Origin of the sequence: Paenibacillus polymyxa M1, from assembly GCF_000237325.1 — a bacterium.
Taxonomy (GTDB): domain Bacteria; phylum Bacillota; class Bacilli; order Paenibacillales; family Paenibacillaceae; genus Paenibacillus; species Paenibacillus polymyxa_C.
Genome location: NC_017542.1, coordinates 543,064 through 562,418, shown reverse-complemented (window position 1 = coordinate 562,418; position 19,355 = coordinate 543,064). Strand labels below are relative to the sequence as shown.

Here is a 19,355-nt window from a genome sequence, read left to right as displayed (position 1 = left end):
TAGCTTTTTGTACAAGCTGATTATTTATTTTGGACATCTGTTCTTACTACCCCAACGTCCGACGCATTGATAGAAATGGGGTTACCGCCTTGTCCTGTTTGAGCTGAAGAAGATTGTCTAACGTCCACCCTAATTCTTTTGCCCTTAAAGCCAGTTCGTCTCCTTTTTCCCAATGCCATGGCCTCCTTAAGTCTTCGTGGCTTCATAAACCTCTCAATATGACCTAACTGTGAAGAGATATGCTATATGCATATGCCACTGAAGAAAACAGGTCTCGGCGAATATCAGATCATAGAGAAAAGAGGCTGTTAGTACCCGATCTGGCAAGCTCATCCAAAAAATTACAACAAACATACTAACAGCAAAAGAGCGGAACCTGCTTTTACAGGCTCAATGTGGCTTTAAAACCATCATTGAGCCTGTAGTGATTAATGATAGAGAATCATTGCTTATGTCAGTTTTCAACAAGCCAGTAGCCTTTCATGACTATCGTTGAGCGCTTGCAGATTCGCTTGTAGATGATTGAACATTTTAATCAGTAAAATTTAAAGCGTTTACAAGTTAAGCGGCAGGTTGCCGGTCAGCGACGATTGCTTGACCGGATCACTTTACAAATTGGCTTAAGCCAATACACCAAGAGCGTATCCAATAATTCCTATTGCGAATAAAGCAAAAATCAGAGCTATAGCATTCACTTTCTTTTTGAGCAGTCTCATGCATAAAAAAGTCAGCAAAAGAGGTAACAGTCCAGGTATCAATTGATCCAGAATCATCTGTATCGTCGTAACAACCTCTACTCCATCCGAACGGGTATATCGGGATACTTCGAGTGGTATATTCAGAGTAGTCCATTTAGATACGAGTGCGCCCATAACAAATAGTCCCAGGATGGAGGCCGATTCCGTAAGCTTTTGCAGCCGGTTTCCGGACATGTCGGACACAATCTCCGTCCCTTTTTGGTAGCCGTATTTCAGTCCGTACCACTTGGTAGCCAGGCGAATAACATTAAAGAGCAAGAAAAATAGGACAGGCCCGATAACGCTTCCGGACAACGCAATGGAAGCTCCTAATGCAGCCAGAACGGGGCGTAATGTTCCCCAGAAAATAGGGTCCCCTACTCCAGCCAAAGGTCCCATTAAGCCAACTTTCACGCCACTTATGGTAGCATTATCAATCGGCTGTCCATTGGCTTTCTGCTCCTCCATAGCGGCCGTTACCCCCATAATCGGTGCAGAGATAAACGGTTGAGTATTAAAAAACTCCAAATGCCGCTTTAGTGCTTCTTTTTGGTCTTCCTTCTTGCTGTATAGCCGCTTGATTGCCGGAATCAAGGTGACACAAAAACCAATCGACTGCATACGCTCAAAATTAAACGAGCCCAGCAGGAACCATGAACGGAAAAACATTTTGTTTAAATCGCTTTTGGTCAACTTTTTTTCTTCCATAGTACCCCACTCTTTCATTAAGAATTTCTTTAGAGCTCTTCAATTTCACCCACTTGATCTTTGCGCTGGCTATATTTGGGATTGAGCTGGATATACAGCAGAGCCAGAACCGCTCCCATGATTCCAAAGCCAACCAGATTGATGCTTGTAAATGCCGCGATGACAAAGCCCAAGAAAAAGAAAGGCATCAGATATTTGGCTGCCATCATGTTAATAACCATGGCATATCCTACAACGACGATGAATCCTCCTGCAATTTGCAGCCCTTTTGTAATGACCTCCGGGATGGCATCCAGCAAAGTCGTAACTAGACCGGTTTCGGCTGCAATAGCCACCAATACGGCAGGCAAAGCGACACGTAATCCCTGAAGAAGGAGGGCTATGAAGTGACATAATTCAATTCCTTTGAAATTTGAAGATTCGGCATATTTATCTGCCAGATGCTGAAAGAACACGGTAATCGTTCTAACAAAGATAGTTAACACTTGTCCGCCAGCCGCAATCGGAATCGCAACGGCAATTCCCGCACCGATCGATTGGTGCCCGACAATAACCAATATGGTTGAGACTACACTGGCCAAAGCCGCATCCGGAGCCATGGACGCTCCGACATTCATCCAGCCCAAAGCCAACAATTCCAGCGTACCGCCTAGAATAATACCGGTTTTGAGATCTCCCAGGACCAGACCGATCAGTGTACACGCAACTATAGGACGATGAGTCTGTCCTTCATCCAAAACACTGCCCATTCCGCAAATGGCTGCAACCAGCGTGACCATTACGATTTCAAAAACACTCATGTTTGACCCCCTCTCTTATGCGTACGTGTTGTTAAAACTGGACATTTTGGAGCTTGTTAATCAAATTAATTTTAGGATCACTGGCCACTTTTCTAATCTCCAGTTCTATCCCCTTTTCGTGCAATTTATAAAATGCCTCTACATCCTGCTTGTCTACGGACACTGCTCCGGTAATTTGTGTTTTGCCTTCTTTGAAGCACATTCCACCTACATTTACCGATGTAAACGGTACCCCACCTTCTACAACCCGCAGTACATCCGTGGGATTGGTAAACAGGAACAAGGTCTTGAAATCGTTATATTTAGGATTGTTATAAGCTTCAATCGCTTTCGCAATCGTGACAACATAAGCTTTAATCCCCGGCGGCGCCACTTGTAACAATAAGGTTTTGCGCAGCGTATCCGCAGCGACCTCATTGCTGACGGCGATAATTTTGTTACACTTCGTTTCCTTCACCCACACAGTAGCCACCTGACCATGAATTAGACGGTCATCAATACGAACAAATGATATTTCCATACCTATAATTCCTCCTCTGTTTGTATGTCCCGGATGACACGAAAAGACTTCATTGAATCCTGACCCGCACGGATGGCCAGATCACTCAGATTCTCCACGTTCTCCAGCCCTCTATTGGTCAGCAGGTCTACGATCATTGGCAGGTTTACCCCTGTTACAATGTCCATTTTTTCATACCTGGCCACAATCCTACTGGCCGCATTATAGGGACTGCCACCAAACAAATCGACGAGAAAAATCAATCCGTCCGTCCAATCAATTGTTTCCAAGGCCGCTTTGTACTTCTCAACAAGTCCGTTAACACTTTCACCTGGTTCAAACGTTACACCCACCACATTTTCCAGATGGCCGAAAATCATTTCCGTGGATCTTAGGATCTCTTCGGAAAATTTTCCATGAGTGCCAACAATAACACCTATCATTTGTTTCACCCCCTCCTTGCATCCTTCGCCTATACTTATATGCAAGTCTCATGCCAAGATTCTGTATGATGCGATTAACTATCAAAAAAAAGACCAAACCCTCGGCTGCTCCGGGAATTTGGCCTTTTCTCACCAACTACTTATTATCCTTATCCGCATGATTAATACACATCCAGCATCGTTTTATACACTTGCGCCACTACTTGGGGATACAGTTATATACTTCGCTTAGGATTTCGCAAATATAATATTTTTCATCATTAGTCAGCTTAATGTTAATACTGGAGGCAAATATATTGCAGGAACGGTTCACCACATCGATTAATCGTTGGTCAAGCAAGGATACATCCTCTTGATACACTAGCCCTTCTCCAATGACCATTCGTTCCAGCGCATGAGCCGTATGAACAGCAAGCTGAACCTTCTTTGCATAATGGAAATCAGCCTCCAGTTCCTGTTCCAGCTGCTCGATAAATTTCATCAAAATCCCCAAAATTTTGTGAGGATTCAAATAAGTCATAAACTCCTTTAGCGTATCCTCACATAGATCTCTTACGACCACGCTTCCGTGTTCATGCATAACAGGCAACTGATTGTTGAGCAACAATTCTCTTAATGCCTGTTCACCGCTTGCCTCGATCAGTTTTTCCAAAGGGATAAACGGTACATTGAGCTCGCTTGGCCGCTTAACCCCAATCACCGCAAGAAGCGTATGCTTGGCCCGTAAATCCTTCACCACTTTATCCAATTCCCTGACCTTTGCCGGTACAACAACTATTTTCTCTTCGGTTAAGTCATAAACAACCTTCTCTACAAACTCCTTTAGCTTGGCGGCGGCACCTTTGCCGGAGGAACAGACCGTCACGATTACCTTATTACTGGTCTTTTCCGCTTTCACTCCAGCATTTCCAGTGTTATATCCACGAAAATCCTTCAAAGATTGATAAATTTCCTCTATATTCATATCAAAAATACTGGCCTTTCGCACAGCCTCCAACACAAGCGGGGTTGAAACCATATCGATAGTCTTCACCTTAATCCCGACACGTTCCATAATGGTTGCTTCAAGATTGAGCAAGGAGCCCATATCAACCAGCAGCAATACGCCTCTGCCATTGTCAATGTCCTTCACTTTATCCACAATAACTTCCAGGATTTCTCTAGGACTAACATCCAAAGGCATGTCTACTGCGCAAATATTTGAGCTTCCCAGCAGGCTGTCGACAACGCTAACGACACTGCTTGCCGTACTGTTGCCATGTGCAGCTACAATGATTCCCACATTTCCCTGGTGCTCCTCTTCTACCGATTTCAGAAGAATCGCCACATAGGTAGTCTCGGCATCGGGTACGTTGACTTCAAACTTGGACTCGATCAAATCCTTGATAATAAGTGCCAGTCTGTATTCTTCATCCTGATCATTCATCGGATCATAGATTTGTTTACTGACATATTTTTTCTCCCGGATTCGCTTTAAGAAGGCACTCAAATGAAGACTGAAGGCATAAACAAACCTGTCACTGTAATTTCTATTCAATTCTTTTTGAGCCATCTCTTGCACCTGTTCAGCGAACTCCAGAATATTTCTGCCTACGATCTTAAGAATCCGTTCCCGTCCCCCTTTAATGTTATAAAATCGGTTATAGAAACTTTTGATGTGAATATTGACATCTGTAGTTATAAACTTATTGATAAAACTGTCATCGAGTCCTTCTTCTTTGAGCATCCCTATCTTGTCTTCAATCAATTTGTACAGGTTGAACGGCAGTTCAGAAGCGTCTGCTTCATCCATTCCTTTGCTGCCTTCAGGAGTAATATACAGCGAGGAGTTGACCATCTCCATTTCGGCAATCTCCTTGCGGTTCTTCCCCATATTAAATAGACCTTCCTTGATATTTCCGGGCAAAATTTTAAAATCAAGTTCAATCTCTTCCTTATTTTCATGTATGCTGTTCAAAAATCCTTTGGCACACACAAGCTGAATGTTCGATTTCAACTGACCGATATTGCCATAGGTTACGCTGCCAATCAGCGCTTTTACAGTTTCCAATTCAACCCTAATGGGCTTGTTCACACGATGGGCTTCGTTTGCAAAGAGATGCTTCAGGATCAAAAACCGCTCCTCAACGGTCCGCTCTTGCAAGGAAGGAATGTTGATCGTAATCGGTATCCGTCTGATAAAGGTTTTCAACATAGAAGAACCGGGATCTTCGGTCGTAGCGCCGATGAGCAGCACATTCGCTTCCCGCTTACGCTCCGACTCGCCCAATTTGTTGTAACTGTTCGTGTCCATGAAATAAAATATCATTTCTTGGCCTTCTGGGGGCAGCCGATGAATCTCATCTAAAAACAGGATGCCCCCATCCGCTTTCTCAACCAGCCCCTCTTTCTCCCGATCAGCCCCGGTAAATGCTCCTTTTACATGACCAAAAATATGGGAAAGTAGCAGTTGAGGGTTATTGTAATAATCGGCGCAGTTAAATACGATAAACGGTGCTTGCTCTGAAAAGCGCTTCATATATTTACCATAATTATACATCAATCTAGCGAACATTGTTTTCCCAACGCCAGTCTGCCCCACAATCAGCGTATGTAAGCCCTTCGGCGGGTATAATATTGCCGCTTTTCCCTGCTCAACCTGGTTTCTCATACTCCCCATGAAACCGATTAAGGCGTGAAACGGATCCACTTGCTCTCCAGGCAGCAATATTTCATGAATGCTGTTGACTTGGATTTGTTTCTCTTTAAGCTGAACCCGAAAGGTCTCCTCGATCACCTGCTTGTGCAAAAACTTGACGGGTCTCCCCTTGATTTTAATAATCAAGTCGGCGCGTAGTAGGCTATTAAGCTCCTTGCTTACATTATTCCTTAACATATTGTGTTGATCGGCTATTTCCGCTGCCGTAATTCCACTGCCGTCCTGCAAGGCCTCTACCGACAGTTTCTTTGTCCCATTGGCAATATACTCTAAGATCTCATCAATTCGTTTCACGGTATTCCCCCATGCTGACTAGTTCTTATTTAATTAGTATATAAAAAAAGAAATAATCCTCTACAAGAAAATAAACTGACAAGTTAATCATTAATCTGATACCCTTTTTATTGAATCTATCCAAAACTCAAATTCAGCCTATTCCATTCACTTCTTTTCCAAGATCAAAGGTTGGCAGTATAATTGCATAAGCTTCACGAATAAGCTGCATAAAAAGTTATTTTTGTTTCCCAGTAAGGAGCTGAGATAAAATAATGCGCTACGGATTACAGCAAGAGCAAACATTCAGGCTGGCTATGACTCCAGAATTACGACAAGCCATCACGATTCTTCAATATTCTTCGGTCGATCTGATGTCATATCTTCATGAGCAAGCAAATGAAAATCCGATCATTGATTTGGCAGAGATCGATATGTCCATCGAAAGAATCAATACAGAAGAAGAATATTCGCCACGAAAAAATGATAATCCGGTAGACCTTCTGGATTTTGTCTCTAATCCCGCAGATAATTTATATAGACATCTTAAAGCGCAGCTTGGGATGGTCAGCGGGCTATCCAGGCTACAACAGATGATTGGCATGTTTCTGATTGGGAATTTAAATGAAAAAGGCTACCTTGAGCTGGATGTAAATATAGTTGCCGGAATACTTGACGTCCCCACCGATGAGGTTGAAAATATACTTGCCCTGATTCAAGGCTTTGAACCGGCAGGAATCGCTGCCCGCAGTCTGGAGGAATGCCTTCTTTTGCAGCTGCGATATGCCGGGAATGATGATGTTTATCTGGAAGAAATCGTGCGACATCACATAGTCAATCTTTCATGTAACCGCATACAAAAAATCGCAGATGCTCTGGGGATCGACATTCACATGGTACAACAAATTACCGATCAGATACGCAAGCTGAATCCTTGTCCGGGAGCGGCATTTGCTCCATATGAACGCCAGCATCATATAGCAGATATCTCAGTGGAGAAATTTAAAAACGACTACATTGTGACAGTTAATGATATCACAGTCCCACGCGTCGGGATTAATCCTTTTTACCAAAGTATGCTTCGAAAGCCGGCTATGGAGGAAGAGAAACGATTTCTTCGTGAGAAGATGAATACGGCATTATGGCTTATTCATAGCCTTGAGCAGCGCCGCCTGACCCTGATGCGTGTGGCCCAGGCTATTGTTGATAGGCAGCGGGATTTTTTTGAGCATGGCGTTTATCATCTGAAATCGATGACCCAAAAGGAGATTGCTGAAATAACCGGCCTGCATGAATCCACGATCAGCCGGGCGGTCAGTAATAAATACATGCAGACGCCCCGTGGATTGTTTGAACTCAAATATTTCTTCACCTCCGCCCTAGGATCGAAAGACGGAGATGCTACTTCATCAGAGAGCGCAAAAATGCGGATAAAGCAGATCATCGACGGTGAAGAGAAGCAAAAACCATTTTCAGATCAGGCAATCACAGAACTGATGGCAAAGGAAGGACTAGAGCTGTCACGCAGAACGGTAGCCAAATACCGAGAAGAATTGGGGTATTTATCCTCCGCCAGGAGAAAAGTGTATTAAAACTTCAGCAAGCGATTGTGAAAACCAAGAAGCAGCGCTATCACATTCTACCGGCTGCCTCCCTCGTAGAATCTCCAATAGAGAATAGGCCAACCAGTAACCTCTGGTTGGCCTATTCATATGACCTGAGCGAGTACAGCAGTCTACGCAGGTAGCGTCTGTGTTTTCAATTGCACGTACAACTGGTGTGTAACCTGATGTGGCTCAATACCCAACTCATCTTCCAATAAGCTGACGAAGCTTTCATAATGCTTTTGAGCAGCTGTATACTCGCCCAACTGGGCATAGGCTGTCAGCAGCAGACCACAGATATCATCTGAGTAAGGCTCCCTCTGTTGTAGGCTGAGCAAGCGCTGGATAGACTGCCGGGCACGACCTGAACGAAGCTCTTCCTTAGCCAGTTCTGAAGCACATGCCAGATACATATTGCGTAGTTTTTCTCTTTTTGCATACGCCCATGGATAATCGTGCTCCTCCAGATAATTGCCACGGTACAGAGCCAACAGGCTCTCGATACGCGGTGTACCGCCATTCCCAGAGGCCGCCCACTCGGAGATGCCCCGCTCGAATAGCTCCACATCTGTAACCCAGCCATTACGATTCAAACGATAGCGATCCAGGTTGTATTCCAGCTTCGTATCTTGCATCCGTTCTTTCAACGCCTTGCGGATTTGGTAAATGGACGTGTGTAGATGAACAACAGCCTTATCCAAATGATATTCGGGCCACAGCGCATCCAGCAATTGCTCCTTGCTAACCCATTCTCCTTCATGATGTAGTAAAAAGGAGAATAGCTCCTGCGACTTTAGTGTACGCCATTTGAATGGCTTTGCTCCCACGGCTCCTTGTCCATCCTCCGGAATTTCAAGCTTTTGAAAACAACGCACTTTGGGTAATTGCTCTGCTGCGACGACCGAGCTGGAAGGACGGGAATCTGCCAGCGTGGCTACAATCCGATCTAACGTTTTATTAAGCCGCCGGGCATGAACAGGTTTTAACAAGTAATCCAGTGCCTGCAGTTCGAATGCTTCAATAGCGTATTCCGAATACGCAGTCACAAAGACGATATGAATATGCGAGTCCAGCTGTTGAATCCACTCGGCGGCCTCCAGTCCGTTCATCTCCGGCATTCCGATATCTATAAAAACAATATCCACGCGTTCTGCCGCCAGATGATCCAACCCAGCTTGTGCAGACGTATATTTGCCCATGACCGTTAATCGTCCGTCCGCCTCCAGCAACCGTTCCAGGTACGTTAATGCCGACCTCTCATCATCAATCAATATCGCCTTCATCTGTGTCCGCGCCCCCTTCTTGCTGCAACCATCCATCACAATGCTCTATGACCAGGCTATCTGCTTTATCATCCGATTTTTAATTTCTTATATTTTATATATCGTATAAACTCGGGCGCGACATTAGCTTTTCTGGCCGATGTACTGTATTTTTTTATTCATTCAGTAGGGTGAGATAAGATCGTTTCCGGCACACGGAAGCTTACCGTCGTCCCTTGCATAGGATTGCTTTCAATCCGCAATCCTTCTCCATACATATGGATCAGACGGCGATGGATATTACGCAGTCCCACACTGGAGGATACATGCTCCTCCGACAGTAGCTGTTGTAGTCGCTCTGGTGGAATCCCTACGCCGTCATCGGTCACGCTGACCACAAAATCGGCTCCATCTTCTTGTACAATCACCCGCACTGTTCCACCTGTGGCCCGCTGCATCACACCGTGTCGTATCGCATTTTCCACGATGGGCTGAATGCTTAATGGCGGGATCAGCGACCGGATGTTCCTCCCTACCTCTATAGTTACCTGCAACCGTTCTTCAAAACGGGCTTTTTCCAATGCCACATACGATTCTACCAATTCCAGCTCCTTGCATAGCGGAACTGTATTCTCCCTGTTTTGAAAATCAAAGCTTCCCCGCAAGTACTGACTCAGCTCCATGAGCAGCTCCGCTGCTTTGTCCGGGTCTACTGCTACGGTCGAAACAATGACATTTAATGCATTGTACAGAAAGTGCGGCTTGATTTGCGCCTGTAAAAAGGCCATTTCCGAACGCACCGCTTCCTCTGCCGAATTACGCATGTTCAACAGGGTGCGTACACGCGCCTTTAATTCCTCCGCATCAACAGGCTTACGCAGAAAGTCATTTGCTCCGGCCATAAAGCCTGCATGGATATCGCCGGGCAGGTCGCGTGCCGTCAGCAGCAATACGGGTAGCTCGGAGAGAGAATACCCTTCGCGAATTCGTCGACACAACCCAATACCGGACATTTCTGGCATCATCCAGTCCGTAATAACTAGATCAAATCGGGCACGGCCATTCAGCAGCTGAAGCGCCTCCTCAGCATGGTCCACAGCCACCACACTACAACCTGTGGCGTATAACAGCTCTTCCAATACCCGAAGGTTAACCCCATCATCATCTACAGCCAGCACTCTGTAAGGAACATTCCTCACTTGCTCTAATCCATCCTCTTCAAGCGGATTCACACCCTGATTCGAGGTCACACCAGGCTTCAATATAACCTCAGACAAGACATCTTTTTGAACTTCATGTGCCGACGTACCAGTCTCCGCTAATGGCAGTGTAAAATAAAAGGTCGAACCCTTGCCCAATCTAGATTCTACTCGGATATAACCTCCATGCAGCTCCACCAGACGACGGGTTATGCCTAACCCAAGCCCAGTTCCACTATATCCTTTGTCCTCAGCATTCGCTCCTCGATTAAAAGGTTCAAATATGTGTGAAAGATGGTCTGGGGCAATACCTGGTCCGGTATCCTTCACACTGATTTCCATTTCACGGTTCCTCACCTTGGCAGAGATTACGATTTCGCCTTCCTCCGTAAATTTCATCGCATTACCCAATAAATTGTATAAGATCTGATTCAACCGGTCCTCATCTGCATCCACCTTGGGCAACGAATTAGGCCATTCTTTGACGAATTGGAGCTTTTTCTTACCTACGTTATGACCTAATACCTCTAGCACAGAATTCACGGCAGTCTGTACATTTACAGGCCGACGGTTTAAGGCTAATCTTCCATTTTTCAAATTAGAAAAATCCAAAATATCGTTAATCAAATAAGACAGTCTGCGCCCTACATTCACAATCAAGGCCAAGTTGTGCTTTTGCGGCTCATTGAATTGTGCCCCGTAGCGGTCTAGCATAGATTGAGCGATATTAATAATTCCATGTAGAGGAGTACGCAGCTCATGTGACGTGTTCGCCAGAAATTCGTCCTTTAACCCATCCAGTGTTAGCAACCGTCGTGATAGGTTCTCAACCTCCATGAACGAATGTACAAAACGTTTGGCCAGCAACAGTGTTTGAGCCAATACGAATATGAGCATTTCATAGGCTGTCACCCCACGTACATCTCCCCAGCCCAGAACATACACAAAACTAGTCACCACAATCATAAGAATGCTCATAATACTAATGACTAGCAGCGCAGCGTCATCCGTCCGTTGAAGAAGTCCACGAATCAGAATCAGTAATACATACCCCACACTGACTACACCAAAAAGAAGAATAAAAGTCTCAAAGGATGAAAGGACCAGTGTAGGCAACAATAGCCCCATACCCAGCATCAGTGCGGTTACAATATTATATAGAAGCAGCACGATTCGATTCATAACAATCTGTGTCGTCAGATGAACATACCGAATCAGAAAATAGTAGAACAGCGTCGAAGAGAACGATTGAATTTTCAATATCCATTCATAAGGCAAATCCGGCATCCCCCAGACTAGCAGCTTCTCTCCATGTGTCAGAATGTAAAATAGTGCCGCGATGCAAAAGCATGCTAAGTAAAGCAGGGCCTTCTCTTTTCTACGTAAAAAGTACAGCATGATAAAAAATACGGTAGGGATAAAAAATCCTGCAACCAGTACGGTGTCCTCTGCCATCGCTACTTCACGGCTATGCGTAATACTGGCATAATCCCCAAATAGCAGCGGATAAATGATCCCCCCAGAGGAATAGCTATAATTAGCCACATGCACGGTAATATCAGCCGAATGTCCATCTACTGCAGCAAATCCAACAAAGGGGGCGTTGCCCTGCTTGCCCTTGTCGGCCGAAACAGAGGGAATACCACTTGCCCCCACCTCTGCTCCGTTAATCCATACTCGGCTGGAGTTGCGAATATTTTGCATATGGATGCCGTACAGATTTTCCACTTTTTCAGGCAATAGTACACGAACATGATAGGTTCCATATCCAGTCGCCTGTCCCCCAGGCATCCACTGATTCCATTTACCAGGCACATCCACAATTTTGGCAGAAGATCCGGTGCCTAATCCCAATTTGGAGGAGTTTTGACGATTTCCCCAATCCTGATATCGCGTTTCCTGAAAAGATGAAGGCTGAAAAAGCTGATTAGGATAAAACTCCCACTCTCCTCCCAACTGTACAGCACCTTCCTTGTCGGGGTCCCAATTACGCAAATCAATAACACCGTTGTGAGCTTTCCAATGACTGTTTCCGGATAATACACCCGACACTAACGGATATACCGGCAACGCAACCGCAAGCAGAAGTATAATAAAAAATAAAACTCCCTGTTTTTTCATAAATCCCCCGCTCTTTTCAATAACGTCTATCTTTTTGTATCGGTTATTCTATCCAGCTACATTAGAAGATCTGTCCCATACAAAAAGGGACGTCCGCTCGCAGATAAAATCTGTGCGGAATCGTCCCCTTCTATACATCCTTGCACTTCCTATATTCCCCTTATTAAGGAATTATAACGTCATCAATACTACCGCCAGGAATCGAGCCTGAATCATCTCCGCTGCTAACGCTCGGTGGCGTTGCTTCACCACTGCTGTCGCTGCTTCCTGTTCCACTGTTATCGCTCGGCGGTGTTGCTCCACCGCTAATGTCGCCGCTTCCTGTTCCGCTATTATCGCTTGGCGATGTTGCTCCACCACTGCTGTCGCCGCTTCCTGTTCCGTTGCTATCGCTTGGCGGTGTTGTTCCACCACTGCTGTCGCTACTTCCTGTTCCGTCGCTATCGCTTGGCGGTGTTGTTCCACCACTGCTGTCGCCAGTTCCTGTTCCGTCGCTATCACTTGGCGATGTTGCTCCACCACTGCTGTCGCCGCTTCCTGTTCCGTCGCTATCGCTTAGCGGTGTTGTTCCACCACTGCTGTCGCCGCTTCCTGTTCCGCTGCTTTGTTGCTGGCTGTCTATAAAATCTTTATACTCCTGAATCGCATCTTCCAGATTCATGTAATTTTTCTTAAGTTCCGGCATAGGCAAATACTGGTCCAGACGATTGAATGCATCCACTACTCTGTGAAAGTAGACCGTCGTAGGATCTGTACCATTTACTGTAAGCAGATTGTTCGCAATGTTCTTGAGCTCATTGATATCAAGATCAGTTACGATCCATTTGGATTGGTAGTTCGCAAACGCTGTAATCAAATCCGTGTTAGCCTGGTCTACCTGCAGTTGTGTGCTATTCGGATTATTAAGCACAAGGTTTGCCAGATTAATTTGCCCCTGAAGTTCTTCGTTATCTTGATCAGTATAATGACGTCCGAACGTCTGAACTTCATTATTAGCCAAATTGATATTGAGGTTCAACAACATAGTATCCACCGCTATAGGTGCAGTATACTGGTTCTGTACCTGTTGCAGCTCCTCATATACAGGAACAACGTCTTGTAATTCAAAGCTGGACAAGCCTAAGAAAGTAGAGGCATGCTCTGAAGCAGAAGACAAAGCTTGCTGAGCCTCAGCGCTTAATGTGCCTGAATTTTGCAGCAAAATTCCATTGATCGAAGTCTGCATTTCAATGACTTTGTCTCTCAACTGTAGCCTTTTCTCATTATATTTTTCAATATAGGTCCCTTTAGCCTGACTTAATTGATTATAAGAGATCACCAATTGCTCCTCAGGAGTAAACGGCATAATAAGTGCAAAGTGGGCTTGTACTGTTTGTTGATCTAAAAGCTGCATTTCCGTATTCAAGTAATTACGAGCTACAGGGTCAGACAGCAGTTTGAGTTGAATATCTTGAACCAGCTGCTGCAGTTTTTCCCGAGTTGTAGCAGGCACTGGCGCAGTAAATTCCGTAAGCCTTTGACTCAGCTCCATGTTCAAGTTCAATACGTCCTGCTGGGTCATAGCAGTGTGCATCTTCTCTGTATATTCCTGAATCAGGTTGTCTAGTTCAGCATTTTGAGAACCACTCTGATCGTAGATAACCTGCGCTTCTTGTAAAGTATTTTTAAGCACTGAGAAGTCCGCTGCTTGCAGTGCCAAGAATGATTCTGTGGCACCTTCTATTTTTTGTTTCCATTCGTCCAACTGCTCCGTTGTAGATAATGGATTCAGATATACTTTTGATCCTTCCCTCACAATGGACTTGTAACGCGCTTTGTCAGTTTTCAAATTCTCCACACGATCCGTTACATCGAGAAAATGCAGATAGACATCTCTGAGTTTTACTGATGCTTTGTATACCTTTATTACTCGACCCAAGCTTTCTACTTCCCGATCCACAATATTCTGAGGCGCATTCCCTTCCAACACATTGTTGCCAAATCGAATAGCTTGACTTAGTGAGTCATCCCAAAGAGGCGGAAATTCGTCACCAACCATCCGGTTTTGTTCAAGGATAGTCGAAGCTAACTGAATCAGTCTAGTTAATTCCTGTGTTCCAATCACCGGTTCTGTGACTGAGGCTGTGTACACAGAAACATCCTGTTTCAATGTGCTGAGCGCTTGATCTACTTCTGCCTGCGTGGCTGCCGTATTGTTCAGTACCAGCATAGCTTGATTGATTGCTATAGACAGGCTTTCCTTCGCTGCGGCTGGGTAAAGCGCCTGATCTGTTCCACCCTCACCTGCACGCTCCAGCAGTTCTTTGGCTGCATGGACTTCCGTCTCCAACTGACTGCGGTCTACGCTGATAATGTCACTGTCGTGTTTTTTCTTATCTTTGCTGTCTGTATCCGTGATAACCGATCCAGCAGAGGATGAGTTCTTTGTACCATTGACGAGACCAATAGCTTCTTTCACCGCATCATAGTTAATGATAACATCCCGCGGCTGTTTTTGTTCCGGCAGGTTGAGCTGGTTGATTGCAGCCCCCTTGGCCAGTGTGATAAAAGGAACTCCCACATATTGTGATGCATCCAGCAAACCAATACTTCCGCTCACCAACAGCTTGCCTAGTCCCTGTTGTAATGAAACACGGCTAATCGCAGCATTTCCTTCGGTCATGATCGATGCATCATTTTTCAGCGTCAAGTTGTCAATCTTTGTCGTTCCGGTTGCTGTCAGCTTGGCATCCTTAGAGCCCAACTCCACACCAGACCATGTCGTATTTTCCAAAATGGCCGATACAGACTGATTTCCTGAACCTTTGATTTCCAATACGCCTGTGGAGGACATGTTTTTCAAGGTTACCGAACCATTGACGATCAGGCGTCCATCAAAAGACACACCCTTACCGTCAAATACGCCACCGTCTGCGTTAATTTCCAGTTTATTTACACCTGTGAGTGTACGCAAATTGCGGTTAAGGTCAATTTTTGCCCCTTTTAATACCGCTTTATTATTTTCACCGAACAAACCTTGCAAAGATCCTTCCAGCTGGTATGGGATATTTCCGATTCGAACAGTATTGCCCTCTGATTTCACTTCTCCTACTGGATGATCCAACAGGCTAACGAATACTTCCGCACTACTCTCCCGGTTCAATGGATTTTTCAAATCCGTTGCAGAAGCATCCTCTGATAACAAACCATAATTGCGAGCTACCTGAACTGCATTTTGCTGTGCGTCCGTAGTACCTGCATCCTGCAAGTCCATTGCGCGTACTAGCGATACGATCAGTTCTTCCTTGGTAATGGCATCTCCCGGACGGAACAGTTCTCCGTTGCCTGTCATATACCCGGCTGCACGTACAGCCTCAATATAGGGAGCACCCCATGCATCCGAGGACACATCCATAAAAGATGTTTGCGGCTGATTGTTAACTTCCAACTGGAACAGACTGCACAAAATTTTAGCCGCTTCTGCGCGGGTCAAATTCTTTTGTGCCATAAAATCGCCCTGATTACCACCTGTCATCAAACCCAAAGTGCGAGCTTGTGTTACAAATCCAGTTTCACTTTGCGTATCTGCTGTCGCTGCATAAGCAGTCTGGGCACCGCCCATCCAAGGCAGAGATACGATGGAGCCTGAAGCAATCCCCAGTACCATTGCAGATGCAATCCATTTATTTCGATTTACAAGTTTCAACATTTTCACTCCTAGACACTATTTATTGGCATATATCCTGTTATATCAAAGGCTTTAGTCATATTTAGTTCTACGATTTATGCAACCAAGGAACTATGCTAAGAGAAGTATACGAAACCCTACTGAACCGATTCTGAACAATTAGACCTATACGAATCATTCCGCAGCAAAAATGCTTGGCTTGGAGTTAACTCCATATGGCATAATATCCGATGTAAGCGGTGGAGTAGACTAGATTTGAAGAAAACCATATCTAGGAAGCGAGGTATAATCAAATGGACTATGTTAAGCTTGGAAATACCGGCTTGGATGTATCCCGGCTTTGTCTTGGCTGTATGGGCTTCGGGGTCGCTGAACGATGGATTCATCCATGGATACTAGATGAAGAGCGCAGTCGTCCAGTTATAAAAAAAGCTCTGGAGCTAGGCATTAATTTTTTTGATACCGCAAATGTATATTCAGATGGAACTAGCGAGGAAATTGTCGGACGGGCTTTAAAGGATTATGCGAATCGAGATGAAATTGTCCTAGCAACAAAGGTTCATTTCCGTATGCATCAAGGCCCCAATGGTGCGGGACTTTCCCGAAAGGCTATCATGAGCGAAATTGATAAGAGCCTTAAGCGACTGGGGACAGATTATGTGGATCTATACCAAATCCATCGCTGGGATTACAATACCCCTATTGAAGAGACAATGGAAGCATTACATGATGTTGTGAAGGCCGGAAAGGCAAGATATATTGGTGCTTCTGCCATGTATGCATGGCAGTTTCTGAAGGCATTGCATGTCGCTGAGAATAATGGATGGACACGGTTTGTATCAATGCAAAATCATTTAAACCTTTTATACCGTGAAGAAGAGAGAGAAATGCTGCCGCTTTGTAAGGAGGAAAAGATCGGTGTAATTCCATATAGCCCGCTTGCAGGAGGTAGATTGACGCGGGATACGCAGGAAACAACACATCGGTCTGAAACCGATCAAGTGTCAAAATCTAAATACGATGCGACTGCAGATTCCGATCGATTGATTGTGGATCAGGTTGCGACAATCGCAGAAAAACGTGGAGTTCCCCGCGTTCAAATTGCTCTTGCCTGGTTGCTGCAGAAAGCACCGGTGACTGCTCCCATTATCGGTGCTACAAAGACATCTCATCTCGAAGATGCGGTAGCTGCTCTATCAATTACGTTAACACCAGAGGAAATTGCGTCGCTGGAAGAACTGTATGTTCCTCATCCAGTAATTGGCGCTCTATAAAAATAGCAATGTGATAATAGTTTGGATATAAGAAACAGCAAAAACGCCCTATCCAGTTACATAGGGCGTTTCTTGATCAGTAATAACGCTAAAACCTGACATACCAACTATATATTTTTATATCCGTTTTGTTCATTAACCCCTGCGTGCTTTGCGGGAGAGCAGATTGCCCAAGGACTGAACACCTTGTACAAACACGACTAGAATGATAACAGTAATCAGCATTACCAGCGTATCAAAACGTTGATAGCCATACGCTATCGCCAGGTCGCCAATCCCACCGCCACCGACCGCACCAGCCATAGCCGTTGCACCAATCAGTCCAATGGCGGCTGTCGTTAACGATAAAATCAAAGAACTGAATGCCTCGGGTAGCAAAAAGTATCGAATGACCTGAAACGGAGTCGCTCCCATCGCATCTGCTGCCTCCAATATCCCCGGGTTGACCTCCAACAGCGAATTTTCCACCAACCTGCCGATATAAGGTGCTATATATATAATCAAGGGGACAATGGCCGCACTAGTCCCAATAGATGTATGCACAATCAGACGAGTTAACGGAATGATCGCTATCAGCAAAATAATAAACGGTAAGGAACGGACAATGTTAATGATCGGATTTAAAATACCGTACAGCCATTTGTTCTCCAAAATTCCGCCTAAACGGGTAACAACAAGTAAAATACCGATAGGAATCCCAATCAGAGCGCCAATAAATAATGATATGCTGACCATGAGCACGGATTCATACAAAGCTTCCCACAGTTGATCCCAAGTTATCGTGGTTCCTGTAATCATCATAGACTCTCCACCTCCTGAATATGGACTCCTTTGCTCTTGATAAAATCAACAGCCTGCTGAACGGCCTGCTGCTCACCGCGCAGTTGAAGTGTCATATAGCCAATCGTCGTTTCTTGTATCTCCGTCATGTTGGCAAACAAAATGTTCACATGGATATCATGCTTCCGAATCAATTCATGAACCACTGGGTCGGAAGCTGCCTGTCCGATAAATTCCAGCTTGTATATGCGTTGCGACTCTTGTTGCTCGAACGTTTGCAGTACACTATCCGGTACTTCATCGTGAATAACTGTGCGTACAAAGCTTTGCGTCGTTGGATGCTTCGGCTGCCCGAATACCTCCAGTACATCGCCCTGCTCAATGATTTCCCCCTTCTCCATTACAGCTACCTTGTTGCAAATCCGTTGAATGACCGACATCTCATGGGTGATGATCAATATGGTGATCTTGTATTCCTTGTTAATTTTGCGAAGCAAATCAAGAATAGACTGCGTGGTCTGCGGATCGAGTGCCGAGGTTGCCTCATCACAGAGCAAAATGGACGGGTTGCTCGCAAGCGCCCGCGCAATCCCGACACGCTGCTTTTGTCCGCCGGAAAGCTCGCTGGGATAACTATTTGCCTTATCCGATAATCCTGTGAATGCCAGCAACTCTGTTACACGCCTCTCAATTTCCCGCTTGTTGCGCTTGAGCAGCACCAACGGAATGGCAATGTTTTCGAATACTGTTTTCGATTCCAGCAGATTAAAATGCTGAAAAATCATGCCGATCTTCTTCCTTACTTTTCGCAGCCCCGAGGTCGAGTAGGCATTTAAGCTCTCCCCTTCGACAAGAACCTCACCGGTCGTTACTTTCTCCAGACGATTGACCAAACGGATAAGCGTACTTTTTCCCGCACCACTGAATCCGATAAAACCAAAGATATCTCCTTTATCCACTGTGATATTTATATTTTTTAACGCTTGAATGCTTAAGCCTTTTCTTACATAGGTTTTGGATACATTCCTAAGTTCAATCATAGCTCCTAACTCCTCCCGCTCCATCAAGTATGTAAAATCTCTCTGAGTTGATTTCTTTCCTATGGCACGAACATCGAATCAAATTTAAATCCGAGTATTTTAGTAAGTTTTATAGAGTATACTACTTCGATTTTATTGATGTCAATATGTGTTTTAAGTTTGGTGCAAGCATTTCTTTCTTTGCATAAATGAACATGATATTGCAGATGGTATGGAATAAGCCGAAGTATACACATCTTACCCGAATCAG

The 19,355-nt window shown here is 44.9% G+C and carries 12 protein-coding genes; 2 read left to right on the top strand and 10 right to left on the bottom strand.

Going from position 1 to position 19,355, the window contains the following annotated elements; all coding sequences use genetic code 11:
* Nucleotides 1–620: 620 nt before the first annotated feature.
* From manZ to PPM_RS02415, 5 genes are all read right to left on the bottom strand, one after another.
* Nucleotides 621–1,463 carry a PTS mannose transporter subunit IID gene (manZ, locus tag PPM_RS02435; RefSeq protein ID WP_269203258.1) on the bottom strand — a complete coding sequence of 281 codons (843 nt, stop codon included), beginning with the start codon at nucleotides 1,461–1,463 and terminating at the stop codon, nucleotides 621–623.
* A gap of 11 nt (nucleotides 1,464–1,474) precedes the next feature.
* Nucleotides 1,475–2,245: a PTS mannose/fructose/sorbose transporter subunit IIC gene (locus PPM_RS02430; protein WP_013369101.1), complete on the bottom strand. Its 771-nt coding sequence runs from the start codon at nucleotides 2,243–2,245 to the stop codon at nucleotides 1,475–1,477.
* Between the two features lie 31 nt (nucleotides 2,246–2,276).
* On the bottom strand, nucleotides 2,277–2,765 hold the full coding sequence (locus tag PPM_RS02425; RefSeq protein WP_013369100.1) for a mannose/fructose/sorbose PTS transporter subunit IIB: 489 nt from the start codon (nucleotides 2,763–2,765) through the stop codon (nucleotides 2,277–2,279).
* A 2-nt stretch (nucleotides 2,766–2,767) separates the two neighbouring features.
* A complete protein-coding gene (locus PPM_RS02420; protein WP_013369099.1) occupies nucleotides 2,768–3,187 on the bottom strand; it encodes a PTS sugar transporter subunit IIA in 420 nt (139 codons plus the stop codon).
* Nucleotides 3,188–3,386: 199 nt separating this feature from the next.
* Complete coding sequence (locus PPM_RS02415) at nucleotides 3,387–6,179, bottom strand: sigma-54-dependent transcriptional regulator (RefSeq protein WP_013369098.1); 2,793 nt, start codon at nucleotides 6,177–6,179, stop codon at nucleotides 3,387–3,389.
* Nucleotides 6,180–6,433: 254 nt separating this feature from the next.
* Between PPM_RS02415 and rpoN the strand changes: the two genes are divergently transcribed.
* A complete protein-coding gene (gene rpoN, locus PPM_RS02410; RefSeq protein WP_014599419.1) occupies nucleotides 6,434–7,750 on the top strand; it encodes an RNA polymerase factor sigma-54 in 1,317 nt (438 codons plus the stop codon).
* Between the two features lie 143 nt (nucleotides 7,751–7,893).
* Here the strand turns inward: rpoN and PPM_RS02405 are convergent, their stop codons facing one another.
* The 3 genes from PPM_RS02405 to PPM_RS02395 all read right to left on the bottom strand — a co-directional run bounded on the left by PPM_RS02405 (nucleotide 7,894) and on the right by PPM_RS02395 (nucleotide 16,032).
* Nucleotides 7,894–9,045, bottom strand: coding sequence for a response regulator (locus PPM_RS02405; protein WP_013369096.1), 1,152 nt, complete (start codon nucleotides 9,043–9,045; stop codon nucleotides 7,894–7,896).
* A gap of 158 nt (nucleotides 9,046–9,203) precedes the next feature.
* Nucleotides 9,204–12,344 carry an ATP-binding protein gene (locus PPM_RS02400; RefSeq protein WP_014599418.1) on the bottom strand — a complete coding sequence of 1,047 codons (3,141 nt, stop codon included), beginning with the start codon at nucleotides 12,342–12,344 and terminating at the stop codon, nucleotides 9,204–9,206.
* Nucleotides 12,345–12,507: 163 nt separating this feature from the next.
* On the bottom strand, nucleotides 12,508–16,032 hold the full coding sequence (locus PPM_RS02395; protein WP_013369094.1) for an S-layer homology domain-containing protein: 3,525 nt from the start codon (nucleotides 16,030–16,032) through the stop codon (nucleotides 12,508–12,510).
* Between the two features lie 272 nt (nucleotides 16,033–16,304).
* Here PPM_RS02395 and PPM_RS02390 point away from each other — a divergent pair, with 272 nt between their 5' ends.
* Nucleotides 16,305–17,285, top strand: a complete 981-nt coding sequence (locus PPM_RS02390; RefSeq protein WP_013369093.1) for an aldo/keto reductase — start codon at nucleotides 16,305–16,307, stop codon at nucleotides 17,283–17,285.
* A 135-nt stretch (nucleotides 17,286–17,420) separates the two neighbouring features.
* Here the strand turns inward: PPM_RS02390 and PPM_RS02385 are convergent, their stop codons facing one another.
* Complete coding sequence (locus PPM_RS02385; protein ID WP_013369092.1) at nucleotides 17,421–18,086, bottom strand: methionine ABC transporter permease; 666 nt, start codon at nucleotides 18,084–18,086, stop codon at nucleotides 17,421–17,423.
* A complete protein-coding gene (locus tag PPM_RS02380; RefSeq protein ID WP_013369091.1) occupies nucleotides 18,083–19,105 on the bottom strand; it encodes a methionine ABC transporter ATP-binding protein in 1,023 nt (340 codons plus the stop codon). Before PPM_RS02380 ends, PPM_RS02385 begins: the two co-directional genes overlap by 4 nt.
* Between the last annotated feature and the right edge of the window lie 250 nt (nucleotides 19,106–19,355).